Consider the following 20,532-nt stretch of genomic DNA (forward strand, 5'->3'; position numbering starts at 1 on the left):
AATAATGAAAATAGGTATTATTACTTTTTGGGAATCTAACAATAATTATGGGCAGATCTTGCAACTATTTGCAATGCAAGCAGCACTTAAAAAATTGGGTCATGAGCCATTTTTGATAAAATACCATCGTATTGCTCCTAAAAAGGAACAAAGCTTTGTTGAAAGGTTAACCAACTTTAATCCGGTACGTTCTTTAAAGCATCGTTTGGATGCACCTTTTCGTAGAAAATCCCAGCAGATGGATGCAAAACGAAGGTTTCAAGAATTTAAAGAGAAGCACATTGTATTTGGTAAAGAAAGCTTTAAATCTCTTGATGCTCTAAAGATGAATCCTCCAAAAGCAGATGTATATCTTACAGGTAGCGATCAGGTTTGGAATCATACCTTTAAAGTATCTGCGGAAGCTTTTTTGTTAGGTTTTGGTGGAGCCGATGTTAAGCGTATTTCTTACGCTGCAAGTTATGGAGTAACTGAGCAAGATGAGGCTACTCATAAGATGTTTAAATCCCTTTTGAACACTTTCGACGGCATCAGTGTCAGAGAAAAAAGTGGGGTGCGACTCACCGAAAATTTAGGGTTTAAGGCCCAATGGGTATTAGATCCTACCATGTTGTTTACCAAGGAAGATTGGATAAGTTTGTTGCAATTAAATGATGTGGGGAAGCAGCCCGGGGTGAAAAAAGAGCAGGTTTTTATGTATATGCTTGGTAATAGTGAAATCGTAGATAAAGACAAATTTATAGCTTTTGCCAAAGCCCTACCGCATAAATCGGTTATTCATGCTACAGCCAACAGTGACTTTACGGGCAATGCTTATCCAACCATACCCGAGTGGATTTATAATATAAGTACTTCAGAACTCGTAATCACCACCTCTTTTCACGGAATGATTTTTTGCATTTTAAACAATACTAACTTTATTGTTTTACCCAATACGGGAAGAGCCAAGGGAATGAATGGTCGTGTTGAAAGCATGTTGAATGCTTTAGGCTTGGAGGAGCATATTATGACTAAATTTGATCATCAGAAGGCAGAGCATATACTTAGAAAAGAAATAAATTGGGATACGGTAAATGACTTCTTAGCTAAATGGCGTGTTGATTCTTTTAACTTTTTAGAGAAACATATCAACTCTTAAAAGACATTATGAAAATCGTTTTTGATCCTATCGAAAGTGAGAGTAATCAATACCCTCAGATGTTAGTTTCTGGGTTTCAGAAACAGGGGCTTGAAGTGTATTCTCTTAATGAAATGCTTTCTGATTTGAATAAGTTTAAGTCAGTTAGCGTTGTTCATCTCAACTGGTTTGAAAGTGTAAAAAGTAGCTTCGCATTTTTAAAGAAATTCGTAAAATTAATTTGTTTAATTCTGGGAGGGAAGAAAATCGTATGGACCATGCATAACAAAACCCCTCATATAAAAAAGGTTTTTTTGCTTCAAAAAATACTGTTGCGCATACTTAAAGAGAAAGCTGATGTAATCATTATACATAGTACTGCAACAAAAGAACTTCTGTATAAAGAATCACCAAGGTTTGCTGAGAAAACAGTGTATATCCCGCATCCTAATTATATTGGTGTATATGGCTCTGCCACCCAACAGAAAGACTTTAGCAATGAACCCCTTCAATTATTATTTCTAGGCGCCGTAAAACCTTATAAAAATATTGAATTGCTTATTGAAGCTGTACAGACTTTTAGTAAGGAAGAGGTCGAACTAACTATAGCAGGTAAGTGCTATACAATGGAATATGAGGAGTTTCTAAATCAAAAGATTTCCAAAAATAATATAAGAACAAATTTTCAGTTTTTAGAGGATGGTGCGTTAAAAGAGGCTTTGGAAGACCATGAATTAGTTATTCTTCCCTATGACTTACGAAGTAGTTTAAATTCAGGTACGGTTATTTTAGCCTTTTCTTATGCAAGAAGTGTCATTTGCCCAGAAATAGGTACGGTGAGGGATGTGAAAAATAAAAAGCAAATACTGGGCTATAGCTATGGTGATGAACACGAACATAAAGAACAACTGATCCTGGCTATAAAACGTGCTATAAATTTGAAGCAAAAGTCACCTCAAGTTTTTGAGGAATGGGGTGTGGCTATGCAACAAGAGATGAAAGATTTTAACGATCCAAAATTGATTTCAGAAGCTTTCTTGGATTTATATGCAAACCTGTAAAGGTATGTGGGGTTAAAATCAGAAAACATTACTGTCTACACTAGCGCTAAGATTCACAAAATGAATGTAGTGTTTAGGCTATAAAATCTATTGTATTTAGATTAGTTTTTAAAGGAATATTAAATATCAATTTTTTTTAATGAAAGTATTAGTTACGGGTGCCGCAGGCTTTATAGGGTTTCATTTTTGTAAATTTTTACTGGATCAGGGGCATAAGGTTGTAGGTTTAGACAATGTAAATGATTACTATAATGTTGATCTGAAGTATGATCGTCTAAAAGAATTGGGTATCCCCAGATTTCAAGCAGAGGTGTTTAACATTCCGGTACCCTCAGACCTTGATTCAAACTTTTCGTTCATAAGGGCTAATCTAGAAGATGCAGAAACCCTTAATAGAGTTTTTAAGTCAGAACAATTTGATCAGGTTTGCAATCTGGCTGCTCAGGCTGGAGTGCGTTATAGCATTGAGAACCCCTCAGTTTATGTGTCTAGTAATGTCGTGGGTTTTTTAAATATTCTAGAATGTTGTAGACATTATAAGATTAAGCATTTGGTTTATGCCAGTAGTTCTAGTGTCTATGGGGAAAATAAAAAAGTTCCATTTTCTGAGCAAGATATTGTAGACAAGCCTATAAGCCTATATGCAGCTACAAAAAAAAGTAATGAATTGATGGCCTATACGTACAGCCACTTATATAACATACCAATGACGGGTTTACGTTTCTTTACTGTTTACGGCCCTTGGGGCAGACCGGATATGGCGATATATCTTTTTGCTAAAGCCATCTCCGAAGATAAATCGATTAAGATTTTTAATCAGGGAGAAATGAGCCGAGATTTTACATATATAGATGATATTGTTAATGGCATTTATCTGGCCCACAAAAATGCACCTACCGGCTCTAAAGGTATTGCGCCTTGGCAACTTTTCAATATTGGAAATGGTAGTCCGCAGTCCTTAATGCATTTTATAGAGTCTATTGAGCGTCATATGAATAAAACCTCACAGAAAGAGTTTCTCGATATGCAACCGGGAGATGTACCACAAACTTGGGCAGATACGAGCAGTTTAGAAGCTTTTGGATATAAAAGCAGTATCGCAATTGATCAAGGAGTTGGATATTTTATAGACTGGTTTAAGGCATATCACAGCCTGAACGAATAGTTTGCTCTGAGTATACTTGTATGTTTGAACTTTGATGAGTACTCTGGTTGTATTGATTGTTTTAGATTAACATATAAATAAGAAGGTTCTCACGTTTTATGATCTTAATAAATTCCTGTTTTTATTTCGGTACCAGATAAAATATACTAAAAATAGATTATCTCCATCATATTTTTTGAGGAGCCTTAGACTTGATGAGAATTCCATATGATAATTTAAGAACTAGCTTTGGTGTTTTATATCCAAGAACTACAACATAAAATTCAAAAAAGACGATCAGTTCAAATATTTTTAATAATTAATAAAGTATTTTATGTTTAGTATTATTATCCCCTTATACAATAAAGAAGATTATATTGAGCAGACCCTTAATACAGTTTTAAATCAATTGTTTTCTGAATTTGAAATCATCCTAGTAGATGATGGTTCAACGGATAATAGTCTTACAAAAGCACAGGCTTTTATGGACCCGAGAATCAGAATTTTTTCTAAAGTTAATGAAGGGGTTTCGGTGGCTCGCAATTTTGGTATCGAACAAGCAAACTATGATTATATAGCATTTTTGGACGCAGATGATTCATGGGATGAAGCTTATCTTTCCGAAATGAATCATTTAATACAAGATTATCCCCATTGTGGAATGTATTCTTCTGCCTATAAGATTGAATTACCTAAAAAAAATGTAGCAATTTGTAATAATATTGAGAGAGGAATACTAAAAGATTATTTTAGAGAAGCAATCAAGCATCCTGTTAGTTGGACGTCCGCAACTATAATTACCAAGAATTCATACAAAGTCGTGGGAGGATTTCCTAAAGGCATGTTTTCAGGTCAGGATGTGTATATGTGGGCGAAGGTAGCCAAGAAATTTGCTGTTGCATTTACTCCTACTGTACTTGCGGTATATAAGCTAGGACATAGTGGCTTCAGTTTTAGAAAGCGAAAACTCGATACCTGTCAAGAAAGTTGGGTAGATCTTTACGAAAATGGCCAGTATTATTTAAATGAATATCTTGCTAAAAAGGCATTAGTTGTCGCTAAAAGATATGCACTAAGCCTTCACACTAAGGAGGCTAAAAGTATTTTAAAAGTATTTTCATACACTGAACTAAATAGGAAACAGTATAATAATGTGAAGTTTCTAGTGTCTATTTCTCCAATGGGAATACCTGTATATAACTTTATTTATCAGAGTTATTTAAAAATAAAACGAGTATTTACATACTAAATCTTAGCTTATAAATGTACGGTATATTTCAGGATTGGTCAGCTAACAAAGGTAATTTAAAGGGCCGGTTAGTAATGCTGGCTTTTAGAATTGCACATATAGCTACTAAGAGTAAGCTATGGAAATTTATATTGATCCCATATTTGATTTGGTACAGAATTACGATTGAATGGTTTTTAGGGATAGAACTTCAGTTTCAAGTTGAGGCTGGTCCTGGATTGAAATTGTGGCATGGTCAGGGGAGTGTTGTACATCATAGCACAAAAATTGGTTCAAATTGCACCTTAAGACAGAACACGACTTTTGGTAATAAAAAAGATATTAATGGAATAAAATCTGCGGGTGCAAATATTGGATCTAATGTTGATATTGGGGCTAATGTTTGTATTATAGGAAGTGTCGTTATAGGAGATGATTCGGTAATAGGTGCAGGTAGTGTAGTTACGAAAAGTTTTGATGCAGGCTCAATAATTGTAGGGAACCCAGCAAGATTACTAAAATCAAAGTATTGAAGTATATAGTATTTTTTCTAGTGGTGGTTGGATCGTGTGAATATTCTAATTCACAGGCTTTAAAAGATATTGACGATTTCTTATTAATGGATAAAGAAAATCTTTTTCAATTTAAAAAAGATCTTAAGGAAAAAAGTTTAAAGCAATTCTCCGAAGAGGTTCGTGAAGAAGCAGGGGAAGCCCTGAGCAAAGGACCATATTCCGTTATAAATGATATGACTGTTTGTAATCTAGAAAAAAATAGTTATCAAAGTTTTTCACCATATTACTATAAATCCAAAAAGGGGAGAGGTTTACATAAGGTCGATGGTTTGGTAAATAGAAAAGTAAAAGAATTTGAAGATAAAGAGAATTTTAATCGTCTTATGATTGATCTGAAAATACTTTCTTTGGCTTATTTTTTTTATGAAGATGAAATTTATGCACTTAAAGCAATTGATCAATTAAAGTGCTGGTTTTTAGATGCTGAATCAGGGATGCTTCCTCATCTGGAATATGCTCAAATGAAGCCTGGTACCTGTCAAGGGAACCCATCAGGAGTGATTGAGTTTCGTAAAATAGCTGTATTGCCAGATATAATTCAATTGCTAAAACCAAGCCCAAATTGGAATCAAAAAATAGAAAAGGATCTAAAAGAATGGTTGAGTAGGTATCTGATTTGGTTAGAACAAAGTGATTCAGGAATAAAATTGATGAATTCCTCCAATAATCTCTTTAATTATTATTATTTACAGCGTATTGCATTAGCTTCCTATCTTGATAGGCCGGATAGCGAGATTACCAAAATATTAGACGCAGTACAGTCCAAATTAGTGAATTCGCAACTTACTGAAAGTGGTAAAATGCCACTTGAAGAAAAACGGGGGACTCCTATAAATTATATTCTATTTAATCTCAGAGTGATAAGTAATCTCAGTACACTTGCTGTTCGATATGGTAAGGAAAGCTGGTTTAATTTGAACACCCCGCTAGGAAGACGCTTGTATAAAACTCTTGAGCGTTTGCCTGATTTGGATGGCTTTCAAGATACTAATACGTTCAATAAGAATCTTGTGAAATTTTTTAAAGGAAAATACAGTAACAATATGGGCGAAATGGAAATCAATTCTATTAATCTATACGGAAACAATCCTAGTTTTTATTTTTTCCAGTTGTAAAGTATGCAAACCGTACATGTAATGCAGGGGAGAATGAGTTTAAAGAGCAGGATCGAACGAGTAATGTTATTGTTCTCTTTTTTTGTTGTGGGATCCTTATCTGCTGGAGCGGGAACGTTGATGATTTTGGCGCTTACCCCATTTGTTAAATACCTTAAAAAATATATCTGGAGGGATGAAGTGGTTAGAATTACCTTATATCTATTTTTGGTAACAGCTTTTTTTTCTTTTTTTTCTACATTTTTTACTGATCCATTTGAATATGTAAGCGAGATATTGAAACAATTATCCTGGATTGTTCTAGCTATAATATCCCTTAAAATGAGTGGTAGGGAAAATACCTTGTTTTTTAAAATCTTTTTGGTTTCCATTGTTTTATGTTTGCCCTTAGTAGTTCTACTTCCGATAAGGTTTCAGGCCTATTTTCCTCATGCTAATCATTTGGCCTATTATTGTTTGTTGCCCTTGGTCTATTTCCTATTAACGACAACTGGTTTAACCAGACGTTTATGGGTTGCTTTTTTATTAATAATCGTAGTAGTAACCAAGAGCTCCGGAGGCTTGGCCACTTTTATGATGACCATCTTGCTATTTTATATAATCGATAAAAAAATTAGTTTAAAATTAATTTTGCAACTTGGTAGTTCAGTGGCGTTGCTTCTTCTTGTTGCCCATCTTTCAGGGGCTTTAGATGCCTTTATAGATAAAGTGACTGTAGTTGATTTTGAGAAAATTTCAAAAAAAGCAGATCGCTACTCCTTTGGGAGTGATGGTAGTTTAGTGTGGCGTATGACCTATTGGTTAGCCATATTTAGAGAGTTTTCTGAGAATAGTGGCACTATGCAGCTTTTTTTTGGGGAAGGTTTAAAAACGCTGTCTCATGGAAATTATATATACAGTTTTATGGTAAATGACCCACATAATGATTATTTACGTTTGCTTGTGGAAAGAGGAATTGTGGGAGCCATAGTATATGTTTGTTTTTTAATAAAACTTTGTCTGGTAGCCCGTCAGAAATATTTATTCTTACTCATTTTATTTGTTCCTATGTTTTTCGGTAACGTAATCGTAAGCTTTCCTTATGTATTTACTTTTATTTTTTTGATATCTTATTTTAACAAATCACATAAATCGATCAATCATGGAGAATAGAATAGCTATAGTAACCCCGCTTAAAGATGAAAAAAGCAATATAGAATTACTGATACGTTCAATACAGCAGCAGAATCAGAAAATCTATGCTTGGGTAGTCGTTGAAAATGGAAGTAAGGATGGTTCTGCAGAAATACTTGCGAAGATTCAAAATTTAGATAATGTAGAGCATTTTATTGTATTGAATTACTCCCTTCCTAATGATAAGTACGAGTTAGGGGTAAAATATGCCACAGTAGTAAATCAAGGATTTGAATATTTGAGAAATGCTTCTTATTTCGAGACTTTAGATTTTATAGGAATTCTAGATGCTGATTGTTTTCCTGGTGCTTCTTATTATGAGAAGCTTACGGATTTTATGACCAAGGATAAAACTATTGGTATTTCTAGTGGATTGGCTTATAATTTAAACGGAAAATATGACGGTAAAAGCAGAGATTGGGTTCGTGGAAATTGTAGATTATGGAAAAAGGCTTGTTTTGATGAAGCAGGTTATATCGTAGGACCTTCCGCAGATGCTTTATCGGTATGCAAGGCTGAAATAAAAGGATGGCGCTGTGAACCACTGAAAGAATTAGCATATAATTGTAGAGAGGTGGGAGAAAAGGTAAATTATGAATATTATGGGTACTCCGCTTACTTTAGAGGTATCACACCGCTTTTTGCTTTTTTGAAGTCGTTGAATTATCTGTTTATTTTGAAACCAAAAAATTTCAGTGGTTATTTTAAAGGTTATTTTAGTGCTTTTTTTAGTAAAAAGAGCAGAATTGAAGATGCTGAAATAAGACGATATTTCTCAAATTATTTGGCTAAAAAAATGGGATTTCAATAATGAAAATAATGGCTGTAGCTTCGATAGGTGGACATTGGATTCAACTCTTACGCCTTAGACCTGTATTTGAGGGACAGGATGTGGTTTTCGTTTCAACAAAAGCCTCTTTTGCTTCAATGGTATCCAATTGCAAATTCTATACTATTCCAGATGGAAGTCGAAAAAACCCAATTAATTTATTATTAAGCTTCAAGGTTTTGTTTAAAATATTGCGACAGGAAAAGCCTGAAGCTATACTTTCTACAGGAGCGGCTCCCGGTTTACTTGCGCTTCTATGTGGCAAAATACTGGGAAAAAAAACCATCTGGGTAGATAGTGTTGCGAATGTTGAAAAACTATCTATGAGTGGAATATTAGCCAGTAAATTTGCGACTCACGTATATACGCAATGGCCCGATTTGGCTCAGGGTACTATTAAATATGCCGGAAGTGTTTTGGCCAAAGAACAAAAACAATGATATTTGTAACTACCGGGACTCAAGAACCTTTTGATCGTCTTGTTGCCTTTATAGATCAATGGAGTCAAACTATTGATGAAGAACTTATAGTACAGGCGACAGTCAAAGAGTATCAACCTAAATATATCAAACTGACCCCTTTTATAGAACCTGAAGATTTCAACACCTATTTTAGCATTGCGCGTTTTATTATCGGTCATGCCGGAATGGGGACGATAATTTCTTCTTTGGTCGCTTCAAAGGTATTGATCGTTGTTCCTCGTTTAGTTGCCAAAGGAGAGCACCGCAATGAGCATCAGCTGGCTACAGCCAGAAAGATGAACGAATTAAATTATGTACGCGTTGCATTTACCATTGAAGAACTCAGCCTTCTTTTAAATAAACTACTGACTCAAGAAGCCATTCAACCTCTTTGTAAACTGCAGCCTTTTGCAGAGAACACTTTGATTTCCTCTTTAAGAACAGATTTAAACTTGAATTAAAACTTGGATATACGTAAACGTATTTTGGTTACCGGTGGCGCCGGATTTATCGGTTCGCATTTGTGTAGGCGCTTGTTAGCCGAAGGTAACGAAGTGATTTGTCTGGATAATTATTTTACAGGTAATAAATCCAATATCATTGAATTGTTAGATAATCCCTATTTTGAACTGGTACGTCATGATGTGACCGAGCCGTATTATGCGGAGGTGGATGAGATCTACAATTTAGCTTGTCCGGCATCTCCGGTGCATTATCAGTATAACCCCATTAAAACCATCAAGACCTCGGTAATGGGCGCGATCAACATGCTGGGCCTTGCAAAACGGGTTAAAGCGAAGATCTTACAGGCGAGTACTTCTGAGGTGTATGGGGATCCAGAGGTGCATCCGCAACCCGAAAGCTATTGGGGGAATGTTAATCCTATTGGTCCGCGGTCCTGTTATGATGAAGGCAAGCGGTGTGCGGAGACTTTGTTTATGGATTATCACACTCAAAACGGAGTGGAAATCAAAATCGCCCGGATTTTCAATACCTACGGTCCGCATATGAACATCAACGACGGACGGGTCGTGTCTAATTTTATCGTACAAGCACTAAAAGGGCAACCCCTCACTATTTTTGGAGATGGGAGTCAGACCCGTTCCTTTCAGTATGTAGATGACTTGGTAGCCGGGCTGCTGGCTTTGATGCAAACCGATTCTTCGGTCACGGGGCCTGTTAATCTGGGTAATCCTATTGAGTTTACGATGCTTGAGTTGGCTCAGACTATTATAGAACTGACCGGATCTTCCTCGAAACTGGTATTTCAGCCTTTGCCTCAGGATGACCCCAAACAACGCAAGCCTGATATACACCTTGCAAAGCAACTCGTTCCTAATTGGAATTCAGATACCTCATTGCAACAGGGCTTGGAGCAAACTATTAGTTATTTTGAACAACAACTGGTTTGAAATTACTCAAAAGGATTTGATTCCATCTCTTTTAAAAAAAAGTTGCACGCGCATTATTATCATAACCTCAGTATAGTAAACTAACTCAATCAGCTGATGAAACGTTCTGCACTAATCGTACCCGTAAGTATCCTGATCCATTTAATACTGGTAAATGGGTTTTTAGCGTGGTTTATACCGGGCTTGTATCTCAATGTTTACTCTATTCTGTTTTATAATGCCTCGTGGTTGTTGAGTGCCTATGCGATCGATTATTATCCTACCTCCCGGAAGGAACGTTTTTTTACCAATTTGCATAAGCCGTTGCAATTGTATATTTTATTTACGCTGGCTTATTTTGCGTGGTTTAGTCTGAGTAAAACTCAAATGGGGTCTATTGCCTATCATACTCATGTATTACTGGGTTTATTCGGGTGTTTAATCAGCTACCGGGTTTTGTTTTATTATGCTCGCGCCCGCTATCGGGAAACCGGCGGAAATGCGGTGCATGTGGTGGTGATCGGGCGGGACCGGAATCTGAAGAAAATACGGAAGGTGTTTGACGAACCTGATTTAGGGTATCGGTATCTGGGGTATTTTGATAACAGCCATTCTAAGAGTCCTACCTATCTGGGAAAGATAGAAGAATGTTTCAGCTATATCAAGGAACGTGATGTGCAGCAGATCTTTTGTATCGCCTCCCGCTTGTCTCAGGCGCAGCTCTTCAATTTGATGGCCTTTGCCGATAATAATTTGATCAAGCTGAAGATCGTTCCCGATAATAAAGATATCTTTACCCGGGCAATGAGGATAGAATTGTACGACAATGTACCCGTAATCAATCTACGCGAACTGCCGCTGGAAACCCCGTATGCTAAGGTGGTGAAGCGTGCTTTTGATGTGGTGTTTGCACTGTTGGTGATCGTAGGGGTGTTGTCATGGTTGAGTCTGTTGGTATATCTATTGCAGCGTTTCGATTCGAATGAGCCCTTATTTTTTAAACAAAGACGGCATGGGGTGAATCGGAAGGTGTTTTGGTGTTATAAGTTTCGCTCTATGACTACTACCGCTGATGCGGATACCAAAATGATGACCAAAAATGATAAACGGGTCACGAAGCTGGGACGTATTTTACGGCGTACCAGTATTGATGAACTGCCGCAGTTTTACAACGTCTTGCTGGGGGATATGAGTGTGGTAGGCCCACGGCCGCATATGGAAGTGCATACCGAAAAGTATCAGACCTCGGTAGATAAGTATTTGGTACGCCATTTTGTCAAACCCGGAATTACCGGTTTAGCACAAGTTAGAGGGTACCGAGGAGAGATCGTGCAGCAGGCCGATATCGTAAACCGGACCCGACTGGATATTTTCTATGTAGAAAAATGGAGTTTGTGGTTGGATATCAAGATTATTATCAAAACGGTCTTGAATGCCGTCCACGGCGAAGAAAAAGCCTACTAAACCGAATTAAATGATTCTGCTTTAAAAGATAATGTTATTTTTGAGCAAAATTTACCGATGAAACATTCTCAAGTTTTAAAGCTTTGCGTTATTGCAATCTTATCATTTTGTAGTTCTTGTGTATCCCGAAAGGATACTACGTATTTTTATGAACCGGATGAATTGAACATTCCGGCTCAAATTTCTATGGAACAACCGGCGAAGTCGTTCATTACTATTCAACCCAATGATGAACTTACAATCACAGTGAGTGCGATTGAGCAAGAGGCGGCAATACCTTTTAATCCGCCTATTGTTGGATCTGGGAGTGCTACCGGTGGAGATGTACGTGTAGGTGGGACATCACAATTACAGACTTATTTAGTAGATAGTCAAGGAAATATTGAATTTCCGGTATTGGGTACCATCTATGTAAGGGGGCTCACCCGAGTGGCTTTAGCTGAAAAACTAAAAAATATGATAACCGATTATGTAGAGAATCCCATCGTCAATGTTAAACTCTCTAATTTTCAGGTTTCGGTGTTGGGTGCGGTACGTAGTCCGGGAACCTATACGATTTCCAATGAATATTTAACCATTCCTAAAGCCTTAGGTTTGGCCGGGGATATGCAGATCTACGGGCGCCGGGATAATGTATTGGTGATGCGAGAGGAAAATGATAAAGTAACCAAGGCTTATCTCGATTTGACTGATAATAGTGTAATTGATTCGAAGTACTATTATTTAAAGCAAAATGATGTCTTATATGTAGAACTGAACGATTCCCAACGTCAGGCGGGGAGTTTAAATCCGAATAGTGGCTTATTTATTTCTGCAGCGTCTTTGATGATCTCCTTAATAGTGCTTTTTGTACGGTAGTTAACAATTTTGTATTTATAATAAGCTTATGACCGATTTGAATGACGAAATCAACCTTAGAGAAGAACTGGATAAATACCTCCGGTATTGGCCTTGGTTCTTGATAGGGATTTTTAGTTTTATAATTATAGCATTTCTTTACTTGCGTATTAGCGTACCTGTGTATGATACGGTTGCCAGTATTATTATTAAGAATCAGGAAGCTAAAGGAGGCGGACTGGGAGCCGGAGCAGCGGATTTTGCTGATCTTGGGCTATTAGGCGGTATGAGTACCAACTCTATTGAAAATGAGATCGGCTTGTTAAAATCGCGTCGAATGATGATCAATACTGTAAGAGCACTAAATTTGAATGTGAGTTATTATGATTTGGATGGACTAAAAACTGATGAAATCTATTTGCAGACTCCCTATTTTGTGGAAGTTATCCAATTGAATACACAAAGCTGGGTAGAGGCATATGAAGCCGAAACAAATCAATTTACGTTAAAACCGAATGGCAATGAATCACTTCGACTAAGCTTTATAGGGACAGGAGAAACTTTAGAGGTGAATACAGATGAATTGATTGAATTACCTTTTGCAACCATACTTATAAAAAAGAATCTTGATTCAAATTCTAAATACCCGGTACTGGTTACAATAAACCCTATCGAAAATGTAGCTGATAAATATCGAGAAAAGGTAGAAATTAATGTTTTAGAAGATAATGCTACCCTTTTGGAATTGCGTTTAGGTAGCCCGGTAAAACAAAAAGCCCAAGATATTTTGGATCAGCTGATCTTTGAATACAATAAAGAGGCTATTGAAGATAAGAACGAAGTTGCAGTAAATACCGCTCGTTTTATCAACGAGCGTTTGGATATTATCAGTGGGGAATTAGATACGGTAGAAGTTGGTCTAGAAGAATTTAAGGAGACTAATAGCCTGACCAATATTGAAGCAGAGTCAAGTCTTTTTATTCAAAGTGCCAGTGATTATCGCAAACGCGAACAGGAACTTCAAACCCAACTTACAATAGCCCAGTCTGTTATTGGTTATTTACAGGAGGATGGAAAGACAAGTTTATTACCTGCAGATATTGGTCTGGAAGGCGAATCCGTAAATGTCCAGATCGCCAGTTATAATGGGCTTGTATTACAACGGAATCGGATTTTAAGCGGAGCAACAGAGAAAAACCCAACGGTGACCCGTTTGAATGCTCAGATTGGGCAGTTGCGCCAGACCATTTTAGGAGGTCTGGAACGCACTGTTTCGAGTTTAAAAATAGGATTACGTGACTTGAAGCAGCAAAGTCGTGTAATTGGATCGCAAATCGCACAAGTGCCTACCAAAGAAAGACAGTTTAGAGACATTTCCAGGCAGCAAGAAATTAAAGAGGCCTTGTATATCTTCTTATTGCAAAAGCGGGAAGAGAACTCCTTATCACTGGCTGCTACTTCCCCCAAGGCCAAAATTGTGGATTCAGCATATAGTTTGTCAATACCTTTATATCCTAAGCCTAAAATTGTATTGGCAGCAGCCTTACTTTTAGGATTAGGAATTCCATTCTTAATCATTTATATCCGTCGTTTACTGAATAATAAAATCGAACGCCGGGAAGATCTGGAGAAAATAACCAAAGAGATCCCGATTGTAGGAGAGCTACCACGGGTTGCTAAAGGTGATTCTGATCTGGTTGAGGAGAACGATCGTTCGGTACTCGCAGAGTCTTTTAGAATCTTAACGACCAATCTGCAGTATCTACTCGTTAATGCGAAGCATGAGGATAAAGGCTATTGCTTGTATACGACCTCTACCGTTAAAGGGGAGGGGAAAACCTTTACCAGTATTAACCTGGCGATGACTTTGGCGAATACCGGAAAAAAGGTGGTGCTGATCGGGGCGGATTTGCGGAACCCCCAATTGCAGCGTTACGATAGCGATTCTAAAAGTATGCTGGGGGTGAGTGATTATTTGGTGAATGATGATCATAAACTGGAGTCCTTGATTCATGATTCCAAATTTCACCCTAAATTGAAGTTGTTTTTATCGGGAAGTATTCCTCCCAATCCGTCTGAATTGTTGCGACAGTCGAAGTTCGGTCGCATGATAGCAGAATTGCGGGAACAATACGATTATGTGATTGTGGATACGGCACCGGCGATGCTGGTGGCCGATACCTTCCTGATCAGTAAATATGCTGATCTGATCCTGTATGTTACCCGTGCCGGGTATACCGAGAAAAAGCTGATCAACTTTGCAGTAGATGCTCAAAACGATGGGAAGTTGCATGACATCAGTTTTGTAATCAATGATGTGAAAACTGCTAATTTTGGGTATGGCAATAAATATGGGTATGCGTATGGACAGGATCAACCTAATTTATGGAAACGGTTTAAAAGTAGTTTTTAGACGTAACTAGACTAGAGACAAAAGATTTTAGATACTAGACAAAAAAAGGATGCTTTACGAGCATCCTTTTTTTGGTTTATAGCTCCAGTAATTGATTATGTCCTTCTCCATAGCCCGTTCTCAAGAGGTACCTACAGCGGTGAATAGTTAAGTAAAAAAATGAGACTAATGGAATTAGCTTTTTATTTGCGTTAGCATGCTATCACATCCTAAGAAATTAGGAACTTCAACATTGCATACCTATTATAATTTACCACCTTTCAGTTTAGGCGTAAAACTAAAAGGAAGCCCATAGGCTAATCTTCGAGATACGCGGCAAGCTCTTCAACATCCAACCCGCAATAGGAAGCAAATTCACGTACTGTTATAAACTGATGCGGTTGTTTGCCTAAATAAGATTTAATATCAGCCAAAAGCTTTCTTCCGTAACGCTCACTTCGCCCGGTGATGCACTGCACGTCTTTGGGAAAAATACACAAGCGTTGGTTTTTCATAATGGGTTCAAACTGTAATCGAACCCCAAACCTCCTAAGAATAATTCACAATCTTTCGGTATGCCTTTCGGAGTACCGATAAAATTTAACAGTTTAAATGATCATTTAAAGCGAACACGTCACTTCGATTTTTGAGAGCAGGAGTTCGATAAAATAGTATCGAGAAGCCTGGTTAACAATAAACTTCCTAACTTAAAAGACTTCTCGATACACATGAACCCCAGCTAAGGCTGGTCTTCATCCACTCGAAGTGACAGGCGTTTACACAATTCTTGGTTTTTGAATCCATTCACAACATCCCTCCAAACCTCCCTTCTCCCTATAATTCGGGAGGGAGGCTTTCATTTGAGAAAAACAGACTCCCTTCCTTCTAAGGAAGGGCTGGGGGTGGATGTCAACCTGAACTCTAAAACTGCTTAATAATTTTTGATTACCGCACTCTGAAACCGAACCTTGAATTTTAAACCTTGAACTTTGAAATCATAAAAAACCCTTCTTCCAGACCTAAATCCGAAAGAAGGGTTTAATACATCAAGAAATCACACTAATGCAATTTCTAGTTAGGATCACTTCGTTTCAAAAACCACTTTGCTAAGGCTGGTCTTCATCCACTCGAAGTGACAGGCGTTTACACAATTCTTGGTTTTTGAATCCATTCACAACATCCCTTCTCCCTATAATTCGGGAGGGAGGCTTTCATTTGAGAAAAACAGACTCCCTTCCTTCTAAGGAAGGGCTGGGGGTGGATGTCAACCTGAACTCTAAAACTGCTTAATAATTTTTGATTACCGCACTCTGAAACCGAACCTTGAATTTTAAACCTTGAACTTTGAAATCATAAAAAACCCTTCTTCCAGACCTAAATCCGAAAGAAGGGTTTAATACATCAAGAAATCACAGTAACGCAATTCCTAATTAGGATCACTTCGTTTCAAAAACCACTTTTTAAAACACTTAAACAGTACTTTTAAAAACAAAGAAACCACAAAACTCACACAGGCACCAATTCCTGCCAATACTACCGCTTCAAGCAGCGTATCGCGTTGTAGGCTGGGAAAAGCTGCGGCAAGCGTTCCCCCCAGTGTGCCCAGTTTTAAAGATGTAGCGCTATTGCTCATCAGCTTTCTGCTGCTCCGGTTCCGAAGCTGCATCGGCAACCACCGCCTGACTCACCGCAGTAACCACACTCCCGGCAACCACCGCATAGCCGGCAAGACTCAGCAGCACCGCAGGAAGCGCCACGGGCGCAGCGAGTACAGCTGCCCCACCGCTGGCCAGGCTAATCCCCACCGCCCGCAGTATGCGGAAAAACCGCGGGGTGGGTTTTTGATAACGTTCTAAGATATTCATGAGCATTATAGGTTACAGTTAAATAAACAGCCTCCTGGCGTTCCACCGCATCGCGGTGTACGACCAGTAATCGTTCTAAAGCCCTGCGGGAATGTAAACCGCGTGCAATACCACTAAGCTCAGAGACCGGCGCAATACACCCCTGCAATTCCCCTAAGGCATCATTAGCAGGATGCAGTAAGATCAAACTGCGTTGGGGCACATCAACCAAGATGAGGTGGTTTCCAAACTTCTTAGAAATACGCGGCTTTACTTCATAACGCCCTTCGGGAATGCAGGATACCTTCCTGCGATTCTCACGCCAGGGCAGCTCGATTGTAAAGCAACTGAATTTCCCATTTATAAGGAGTGCCCCATGCGTTCCGGTTTTGAAATAACTGCGTTGCAGGACCCACTCCATATTACGCCGGTTGATCGGTTTGCACCACAGTCATCGCGTTATAGGTGCCGTTTTGCAACGCATACATGGTCCCGTTTACCTCCTGAAAAAATTCGATACTCAAGACCTGCACCACAGCGAGGGTGCTGTTAGCGGTAATCTCAAGGTCGAGATTCATAGCCGCTACCGGGGCATTTTCATAGGGCAGAATACCCGAATCGACAGCTTTGAACAGCGAGGCTTCCTGATCAAAGTCCAGCTCACTAACCCCGGCACTGAGTTTATAGTGCGTGGCACCTGCAGGCGCCGCGATCTGTACTTCCGGGTTAAAAGCTTCTAATGCGAGACCTACAGTTCCTGCAGCGCGGTCGTAACTCCCTACAAACGGGACGGGAAAGGTGGTTTTAAACGGCGAGTTGCCGTTAAAATCAAAGCCGTTTAGAAAGCCCAGGTTGCCCAGGGTCAGGGTACGACTTCCGCGAGGCGAGACCGTATCGGTTTTGATGATCGCCAGCAAAACGGTCGTCAAGCGGCTCACGATTTTAGGATCTTTAGCCTGCTGCAGCATGACCTGCATCGCGTTGCGCAGTAATTTACCCCCTTTTGCAGCACGCCCGAATTCGGCGCCGTTTTCCCGGGTGCGCTTAAACGCAGGATTGGTAGCGATACGCTTTCGATTGACCCCACCTTTGAAACGGGCAATATGTCCGTCTCCACTTTTGTAAAAGGCAATATCTCCGATAGTGCCTTTCAACTTGATAATTCCAGCTTGTTTAGCCATACTAAAAAAGTTTTTGATTAAGCCACAAAGAAAGCGGGCTTAAGCCTTGAAAACCAGCAGCTCGGTACATCGGTGCCGATTTTGCCGATTTTGCCGACTGTTCCTCCTTCTTACACAATTTTAAGCGTGCAATCCGGATTAAATTACCTCGGAGCAAGCTCGTTTGGCTATAAAAAACAAGGATCCTGAGGCATTCGTTAAAAACAATTTTTCTATTTCGAGGCATCCCTAGAGCTATCGGAACGGGGTATTAAATTTTTTGGCGGTGCCCCTAAACGGCATAACACAACAGAACCCGTATGCAGTGGCAGGGGTGAGTAGGCAGTTTTTTTGTATTCTAAAAAACGTTTGATTCGTCAATGGGTGGACTTACTTTTTAAGCTTTGATGCGTTTGATTTGGTAGGGATCTAGTCTCAGACTAGCCGGGGCAGGAGAGCCGGAAAGAAGAATATTCGTTTTTTTGTAGACACGCTGTTTTCCGGTTTGCGTAATTTTTAAAAGCTGCTGGCGGATATCAAGGTGTTTCTCAGAAAAGAGCCGTATCCGTTTGTAACGGTGTATGAGTTTGTTGCCTATTGTGGGTTGGATGTTGAGGATTTGTTTGCTTATTTATTTATTTAGTATTTGGGCTTAGAAGAAGCGGTACGCGATGCAATCGCGCGGGAACTGGGTATCAATGAATATTTGGAACATTACCGTCGAGATTCGAGTGATAATTTCAATTTTATATTGGAATAGTGAAGGGGGGACTTTCAGCCCCAAGTATTAATACACCTAAGCATTTTCAGTGCAGCGGTGTTTAGTTAACTTTGGAATCTTAGGTTTGATAAACTCTAAATTTCTCATTGATAGGTAGTGAATTGCTAAAATCAATTGTAATTCTACCTACTTATTATTGTTTCTGAAAATTTAAATTTAGTTGTTTTGCTCTTGTATTGATAAACTCTAACATCTTTACTTTTAACTCATCAATTAAGAAGCTATTGTTTATTAATTGAGGCCAATTTTGCATACCCTTTTCTATTCTGTTCCAAAGGTTTTCTATGGCTTTTTCGGGGATCTGTGCTTTGGCCATCGCTTCATTAAAATCTTTTTGTTTTAGCTTTCTTTTTTTACCATTCAGATGTAAGGCCAATTCTTCCTGGTCTTCAGGTATTAATAGTTTTAACGCTACCATATCATAGGCTGAAGCCAATTGATACTGGTTATCCTTAAATGCTATTAATGAAAAGTTTTTTAAATGCATATCATTATTCCCTATTAAAAAGGAAACAATTACCTGTTGGTAAAACTTTACTACTTCTAACAGCGGATTTTGCGCATAGGTTAGTATTCCCTTTGCTATCTGCTCATATGAGCCTCGGTATTTATACTCTGTTAAGCGCTCCGTAAATTGACAGGCATCTTCCATTGGGTGTTTTCCGCCTTTAGCGGTACGGTCTATGCGTCTTGTTAAATAGGCCAACTCTCCACTTTTCATTTGAATCAATAAAAAGGGTACTGTATCAATACCACATGCCTGTGTTAGCAACATTGAGATGGCTTCTATCTCTGGCATTTGAGGGTATAAATCAAATGGTGGTTTTAAAATATATCTACCATTTAATGCTCCCACAATGGTTAATCTATTTTGCTCATCCCCTTCAGTAAATCCTAATGATAATTTTGGTTGAACTCCAGTCACTATAACCCTTTGTGCCAGATTTTCTTTGGCCAATTCTTCTATTTTAGAAAGCTCGTAGTCCAGCTGCAGAACAGCTGTATCTTCTTGCCAAAATGCCTTTAAGCAACTTTCATGGTACTTTAAATTACCCTCTAACTCTTTATTACAGGCCAAACAGTACTTCATTTGCTTCTTACACTTATATTACCTATACAATCGCGACAGGTTGCAAGTAACAACCCCATACGATCTCTAGGATTTATTTTCCAATTTTTATGTGTTATGTCTAACAACCAACCTTCCGGAATTAAACCATCAAAAAAGGGAAATAAATTTTCTGAATAAAATGGATCTTTTTGTAATGGTATGGTTAAGGACACTGGTAAAACATTTTCCTTCTCTAAATACTCTTGCTGGTACTTAAAGTGATACCCATTTTCATCTTCAGTTAAGACTCCTGCTAATTGATTAGCTACCCAAATTTCTCCTTGTCTCATCACTTATAGGTGTTGGCGTTAAGGTATGCCCAAAAAACAATAGTATTTGGTTGATTTTATCTGTCATTAAGTTGGGTTTTCCTTGTTCTAACTCGCGTACAAAACGAACTCCTACACCTGTCATATCTGCCAATTCTATTTGTGTAAGATCTGATTTTTTACGTCTATTACGAACAAAATTTGCTATAGGGGCATGTCTATTCCAATCTTTCATCATTATACCTTTTCGGGTGCAATTTAATAATATTTTTAAAGGTTATACCTTTTCGGGTGTATTTTTGCATTAAAATAATAATTTATACCCTATTGGGTCTATTAAAAATATCTAATCATACTAATGCATTTTGATGTGATGCACCAATAATACGTATTGATCTGCTCATCGCATCAAATTGACAGCACTAATCTTTGATCTTCAGTATTATAGATCCAATTATTGAGAAGTCTTTTTAATTAGGATATTTTCCGCTACCCGGGCTTCTCGATACAATCCTTTCACGCTAGGGCGCTCAAGAATCGAAGTGACACTTCTCGATACATTGGCTTTCGGCTGAGGCCT

21 protein-coding genes are annotated in these 20,532 nt (G+C 38.4%); 14 read left to right on the forward strand and 7 right to left on the reverse strand.

The window, feature by feature from the left end:
- The first annotated feature begins 4 nt into the window (after nt 1-4).
- The 14 genes from BUB91_RS16495 to BUB91_RS16560 all read left to right on the forward strand — a co-directional run bounded on the left by BUB91_RS16495 (nt 5) and on the right by BUB91_RS16560 (nt 14,808).
- Nucleotides 5-1,138 (forward strand): polysaccharide pyruvyl transferase family protein, encoded by a 1,134-nt coding sequence (locus BUB91_RS16495; protein ID WP_073100380.1) that lies wholly within the window; start codon nt 5-7, stop codon nt 1,136-1,138.
- A gap of 8 nt (nt 1,139-1,146) precedes the next feature.
- Nucleotides 1,147-2,178, forward strand: coding sequence for a glycosyltransferase (locus BUB91_RS16500; protein ID WP_073100381.1), 1,032 nt, complete (start codon nt 1,147-1,149; stop codon nt 2,176-2,178).
- Nucleotides 2,179-2,317: 139 nt separating this feature from the next.
- Nucleotides 2,318-3,343, forward strand: a complete 1,026-nt coding sequence (locus BUB91_RS16505; RefSeq protein WP_073100382.1) for an NAD-dependent epimerase — start codon at nt 2,318-2,320, stop codon at nt 3,341-3,343.
- Nucleotides 3,344-3,656: 313 nt separating this feature from the next.
- Nucleotides 3,657-4,571 (forward strand): glycosyltransferase family 2 protein, encoded by a 915-nt coding sequence (locus BUB91_RS16510; protein ID WP_073100383.1) that lies wholly within the window; start codon nt 3,657-3,659, stop codon nt 4,569-4,571.
- Nucleotides 4,572-4,585: 14 nt separating this feature from the next.
- A complete protein-coding gene (locus BUB91_RS16515) occupies nt 4,586-5,083 on the forward strand; it encodes a serine acetyltransferase (protein ID WP_073100384.1) in 498 nt (165 codons plus the stop codon).
- Nucleotides 5,084-5,169: 86 nt separating this feature from the next.
- Nucleotides 5,170-6,240, forward strand: coding sequence for an alginate lyase family protein (locus BUB91_RS16520; RefSeq protein WP_139250540.1), 1,071 nt, complete (start codon nt 5,170-5,172; stop codon nt 6,238-6,240).
- Nucleotides 6,241-6,243: 3 nt separating this feature from the next.
- Nucleotides 6,244-7,392: an O-antigen ligase family protein gene (locus tag BUB91_RS16525; RefSeq protein WP_083558002.1), complete on the forward strand. Its 1,149-nt coding sequence runs from the start codon at nt 6,244-6,246 to the stop codon at nt 7,390-7,392.
- A complete protein-coding gene (locus BUB91_RS16530; RefSeq protein WP_073100387.1) occupies nt 7,382-8,224 on the forward strand; it encodes a glycosyltransferase family 2 protein in 843 nt (280 codons plus the stop codon). The genes BUB91_RS16525 and BUB91_RS16530 overlap by 11 nt, the downstream gene beginning before the upstream one ends.
- Nucleotides 8,224-8,682, forward strand: a complete 459-nt coding sequence (locus BUB91_RS16535; RefSeq protein WP_175551012.1) for a glycosyltransferase family 28 protein — start codon at nt 8,224-8,226, stop codon at nt 8,680-8,682. Before BUB91_RS16530 ends, BUB91_RS16535 begins: the two co-directional genes overlap by 1 nt.
- The gene (locus BUB91_RS16540; protein WP_073100389.1) at nt 8,679-9,164 is read left to right on the forward strand and encodes a glycosyltransferase; all 486 of its coding nucleotides are present in this window, start codon (nt 8,679-8,681) and stop codon (nt 9,162-9,164) included. Before BUB91_RS16535 ends, BUB91_RS16540 begins: the two co-directional genes overlap by 4 nt.
- 9 nt (nt 9,165-9,173) lie before the next feature.
- Nucleotides 9,174-10,115 carry a UDP-glucuronic acid decarboxylase family protein gene (locus BUB91_RS16545; RefSeq protein WP_073100421.1) on the forward strand — a complete coding sequence of 314 codons (942 nt, stop codon included), beginning with the start codon at nt 9,174-9,176 and terminating at the stop codon, nt 10,113-10,115.
- 96 nt (nt 10,116-10,211) lie between these two features.
- A complete protein-coding gene (locus tag BUB91_RS16550) occupies nt 10,212-11,558 on the forward strand; it encodes an exopolysaccharide biosynthesis polyprenyl glycosylphosphotransferase (RefSeq protein WP_073100390.1) in 1,347 nt (448 codons plus the stop codon).
- A 57-nt stretch (nt 11,559-11,615) separates the two neighbouring features.
- Nucleotides 11,616-12,416: a polysaccharide biosynthesis/export family protein gene (locus BUB91_RS16555; protein WP_073100391.1), complete on the forward strand. Its 801-nt coding sequence runs from the start codon at nt 11,616-11,618 to the stop codon at nt 12,414-12,416.
- A gap of 28 nt (nt 12,417-12,444) precedes the next feature.
- Nucleotides 12,445-14,808: a GumC family protein gene (locus BUB91_RS16560; RefSeq protein WP_073100392.1), complete on the forward strand. Its 2,364-nt coding sequence runs from the start codon at nt 12,445-12,447 to the stop codon at nt 14,806-14,808.
- 296 nt (nt 14,809-15,104) lie between these two features.
- On the opposite strand, the gene BUB91_RS16565 is transcribed toward BUB91_RS16560, so the two are convergent.
- From BUB91_RS16565 to BUB91_RS16605, 7 genes are all read right to left on the reverse strand, one after another.
- Entirely contained in the window at nt 15,105-15,302 is a 198-nt protein-coding gene (locus BUB91_RS16565) for a hypothetical protein (RefSeq protein WP_073100393.1), read from the reverse strand.
- 911 nt (nt 15,303-16,213) lie between these two features.
- A complete protein-coding gene (locus BUB91_RS16570) occupies nt 16,214-16,420 on the reverse strand; it encodes a hypothetical protein (protein ID WP_073100394.1) in 207 nt (68 codons plus the stop codon).
- Between the two features lie 161 nt (nt 16,421-16,581).
- A complete protein-coding gene (locus BUB91_RS16580) occupies nt 16,582-17,052 on the reverse strand; it encodes a DUF5675 family protein (RefSeq protein ID WP_073100396.1) in 471 nt (156 codons plus the stop codon).
- A gap of 1 nt (nt 17,053) precedes the next feature.
- Complete coding sequence (locus tag BUB91_RS16585) at nt 17,054-17,812, reverse strand: hypothetical protein (RefSeq protein WP_073100397.1); 759 nt, start codon at nt 17,810-17,812, stop codon at nt 17,054-17,056.
- Between the two features lie 893 nt (nt 17,813-18,705).
- On the reverse strand, nt 18,706-19,650 hold the full coding sequence (locus BUB91_RS16595) for a HipA domain-containing protein (RefSeq protein WP_241652691.1): 945 nt from the start codon (nt 19,648-19,650) through the stop codon (nt 18,706-18,708).
- Between the two features lie 8 nt (nt 19,651-19,658).
- Nucleotides 19,659-19,973 (reverse strand): HipA N-terminal domain-containing protein, encoded by a 315-nt coding sequence (locus tag BUB91_RS16600; protein WP_073100400.1) that lies wholly within the window; start codon nt 19,971-19,973, stop codon nt 19,659-19,661.
- Nucleotides 19,945-20,190: a helix-turn-helix transcriptional regulator gene (locus BUB91_RS16605; protein ID WP_317041356.1), complete on the reverse strand. Its 246-nt coding sequence runs from the start codon at nt 20,188-20,190 to the stop codon at nt 19,945-19,947. The genes BUB91_RS16600 and BUB91_RS16605 overlap by 29 nt, the downstream gene beginning before the upstream one ends.
- Nucleotides 20,191-20,532: the final 342 nt, after the last annotated feature.

The organism is Leeuwenhoekiella marinoflava DSM 3653, from assembly GCF_900129005.1.
Classification (GTDB): domain Bacteria; phylum Bacteroidota; class Bacteroidia; order Flavobacteriales; family Flavobacteriaceae; genus Leeuwenhoekiella; species Leeuwenhoekiella marinoflava.

Bases quoted from the DNA above. Each gene is read 5' to 3' on its own strand.
- BUB91_RS16495 (WP_073100380.1), top strand. From the start codon at position 5: ATGAAAATAGGTATTATTACTTTTTGGGAATCTAACAATAATTATGGG.
- BUB91_RS16500 (WP_073100381.1), top strand. From the start codon at position 1,147: ATGAAAATCGTTTTTGATCCTATCGAAAGTGAGAGTAATCAATACCCT.
- BUB91_RS16505 (WP_073100382.1), top strand. From the start codon at position 2,318: ATGAAAGTATTAGTTACGGGTGCCGCAGGCTTTATAGGGTTTCATTTT.
- BUB91_RS16510 (WP_073100383.1), top strand. From the start codon at position 3,657: ATGTTTAGTATTATTATCCCCTTATACAATAAAGAAGATTATATTGAG.
- BUB91_RS16515 (WP_073100384.1), top strand. From the start codon at position 4,586: ATGTACGGTATATTTCAGGATTGGTCAGCTAACAAAGGTAATTTAAAG.
- BUB91_RS16520 (WP_139250540.1), top strand. From the start codon at position 5,170: ATGGATAAAGAAAATCTTTTTCAATTTAAAAAAGATCTTAAGGAAAAA.
- BUB91_RS16525 (WP_083558002.1), top strand. From the start codon at position 6,244: ATGCAAACCGTACATGTAATGCAGGGGAGAATGAGTTTAAAGAGCAGG.
- BUB91_RS16530 (WP_073100387.1), top strand. From the start codon at position 7,382: ATGGAGAATAGAATAGCTATAGTAACCCCGCTTAAAGATGAAAAAAGC.
- BUB91_RS16535 (WP_175551012.1), top strand. From the start codon at position 8,224: ATGAAAATAATGGCTGTAGCTTCGATAGGTGGACATTGGATTCAACTC.
- BUB91_RS16540 (WP_073100389.1), top strand. From the start codon at position 8,679: ATGATATTTGTAACTACCGGGACTCAAGAACCTTTTGATCGTCTTGTT.
- BUB91_RS16550 (WP_073100390.1), top strand. From the start codon at position 10,212: ATGAAACGTTCTGCACTAATCGTACCCGTAAGTATCCTGATCCATTTA.
- BUB91_RS16555 (WP_073100391.1), top strand. From the start codon at position 11,616: ATGAAACATTCTCAAGTTTTAAAGCTTTGCGTTATTGCAATCTTATCA.
- BUB91_RS16560 (WP_073100392.1), top strand. From the start codon at position 12,445: ATGACCGATTTGAATGACGAAATCAACCTTAGAGAAGAACTGGATAAA.
- BUB91_RS16565 (WP_073100393.1), bottom strand. From the start codon at position 15,302: ATGAAAAACCAACGCTTGTGTATTTTTCCCAAAGACGTGCAGTGCATC.
- BUB91_RS16570 (WP_073100394.1), bottom strand. From the start codon at position 16,420: ATGAGCAATAGCGCTACATCTTTAAAACTGGGCACACTGGGGGGAACG.
- BUB91_RS16580 (WP_073100396.1), bottom strand. From the start codon at position 17,052: ATGGAGTGGGTCCTGCAACGCAGTTATTTCAAAACCGGAACGCATGGG.
- BUB91_RS16585 (WP_073100397.1), bottom strand. From the start codon at position 17,812: ATGGCTAAACAAGCTGGAATTATCAAGTTGAAAGGCACTATCGGAGAT.
- BUB91_RS16600 (WP_073100400.1), bottom strand. From the start codon at position 19,973: ATGAGACAAGGAGAAATTTGGGTAGCTAATCAATTAGCAGGAGTCTTA.
- BUB91_RS16605 (WP_317041356.1), bottom strand. From the start codon at position 20,190: ATGATGAAAGATTGGAATAGACATGCCCCTATAGCAAATTTTGTTCGT.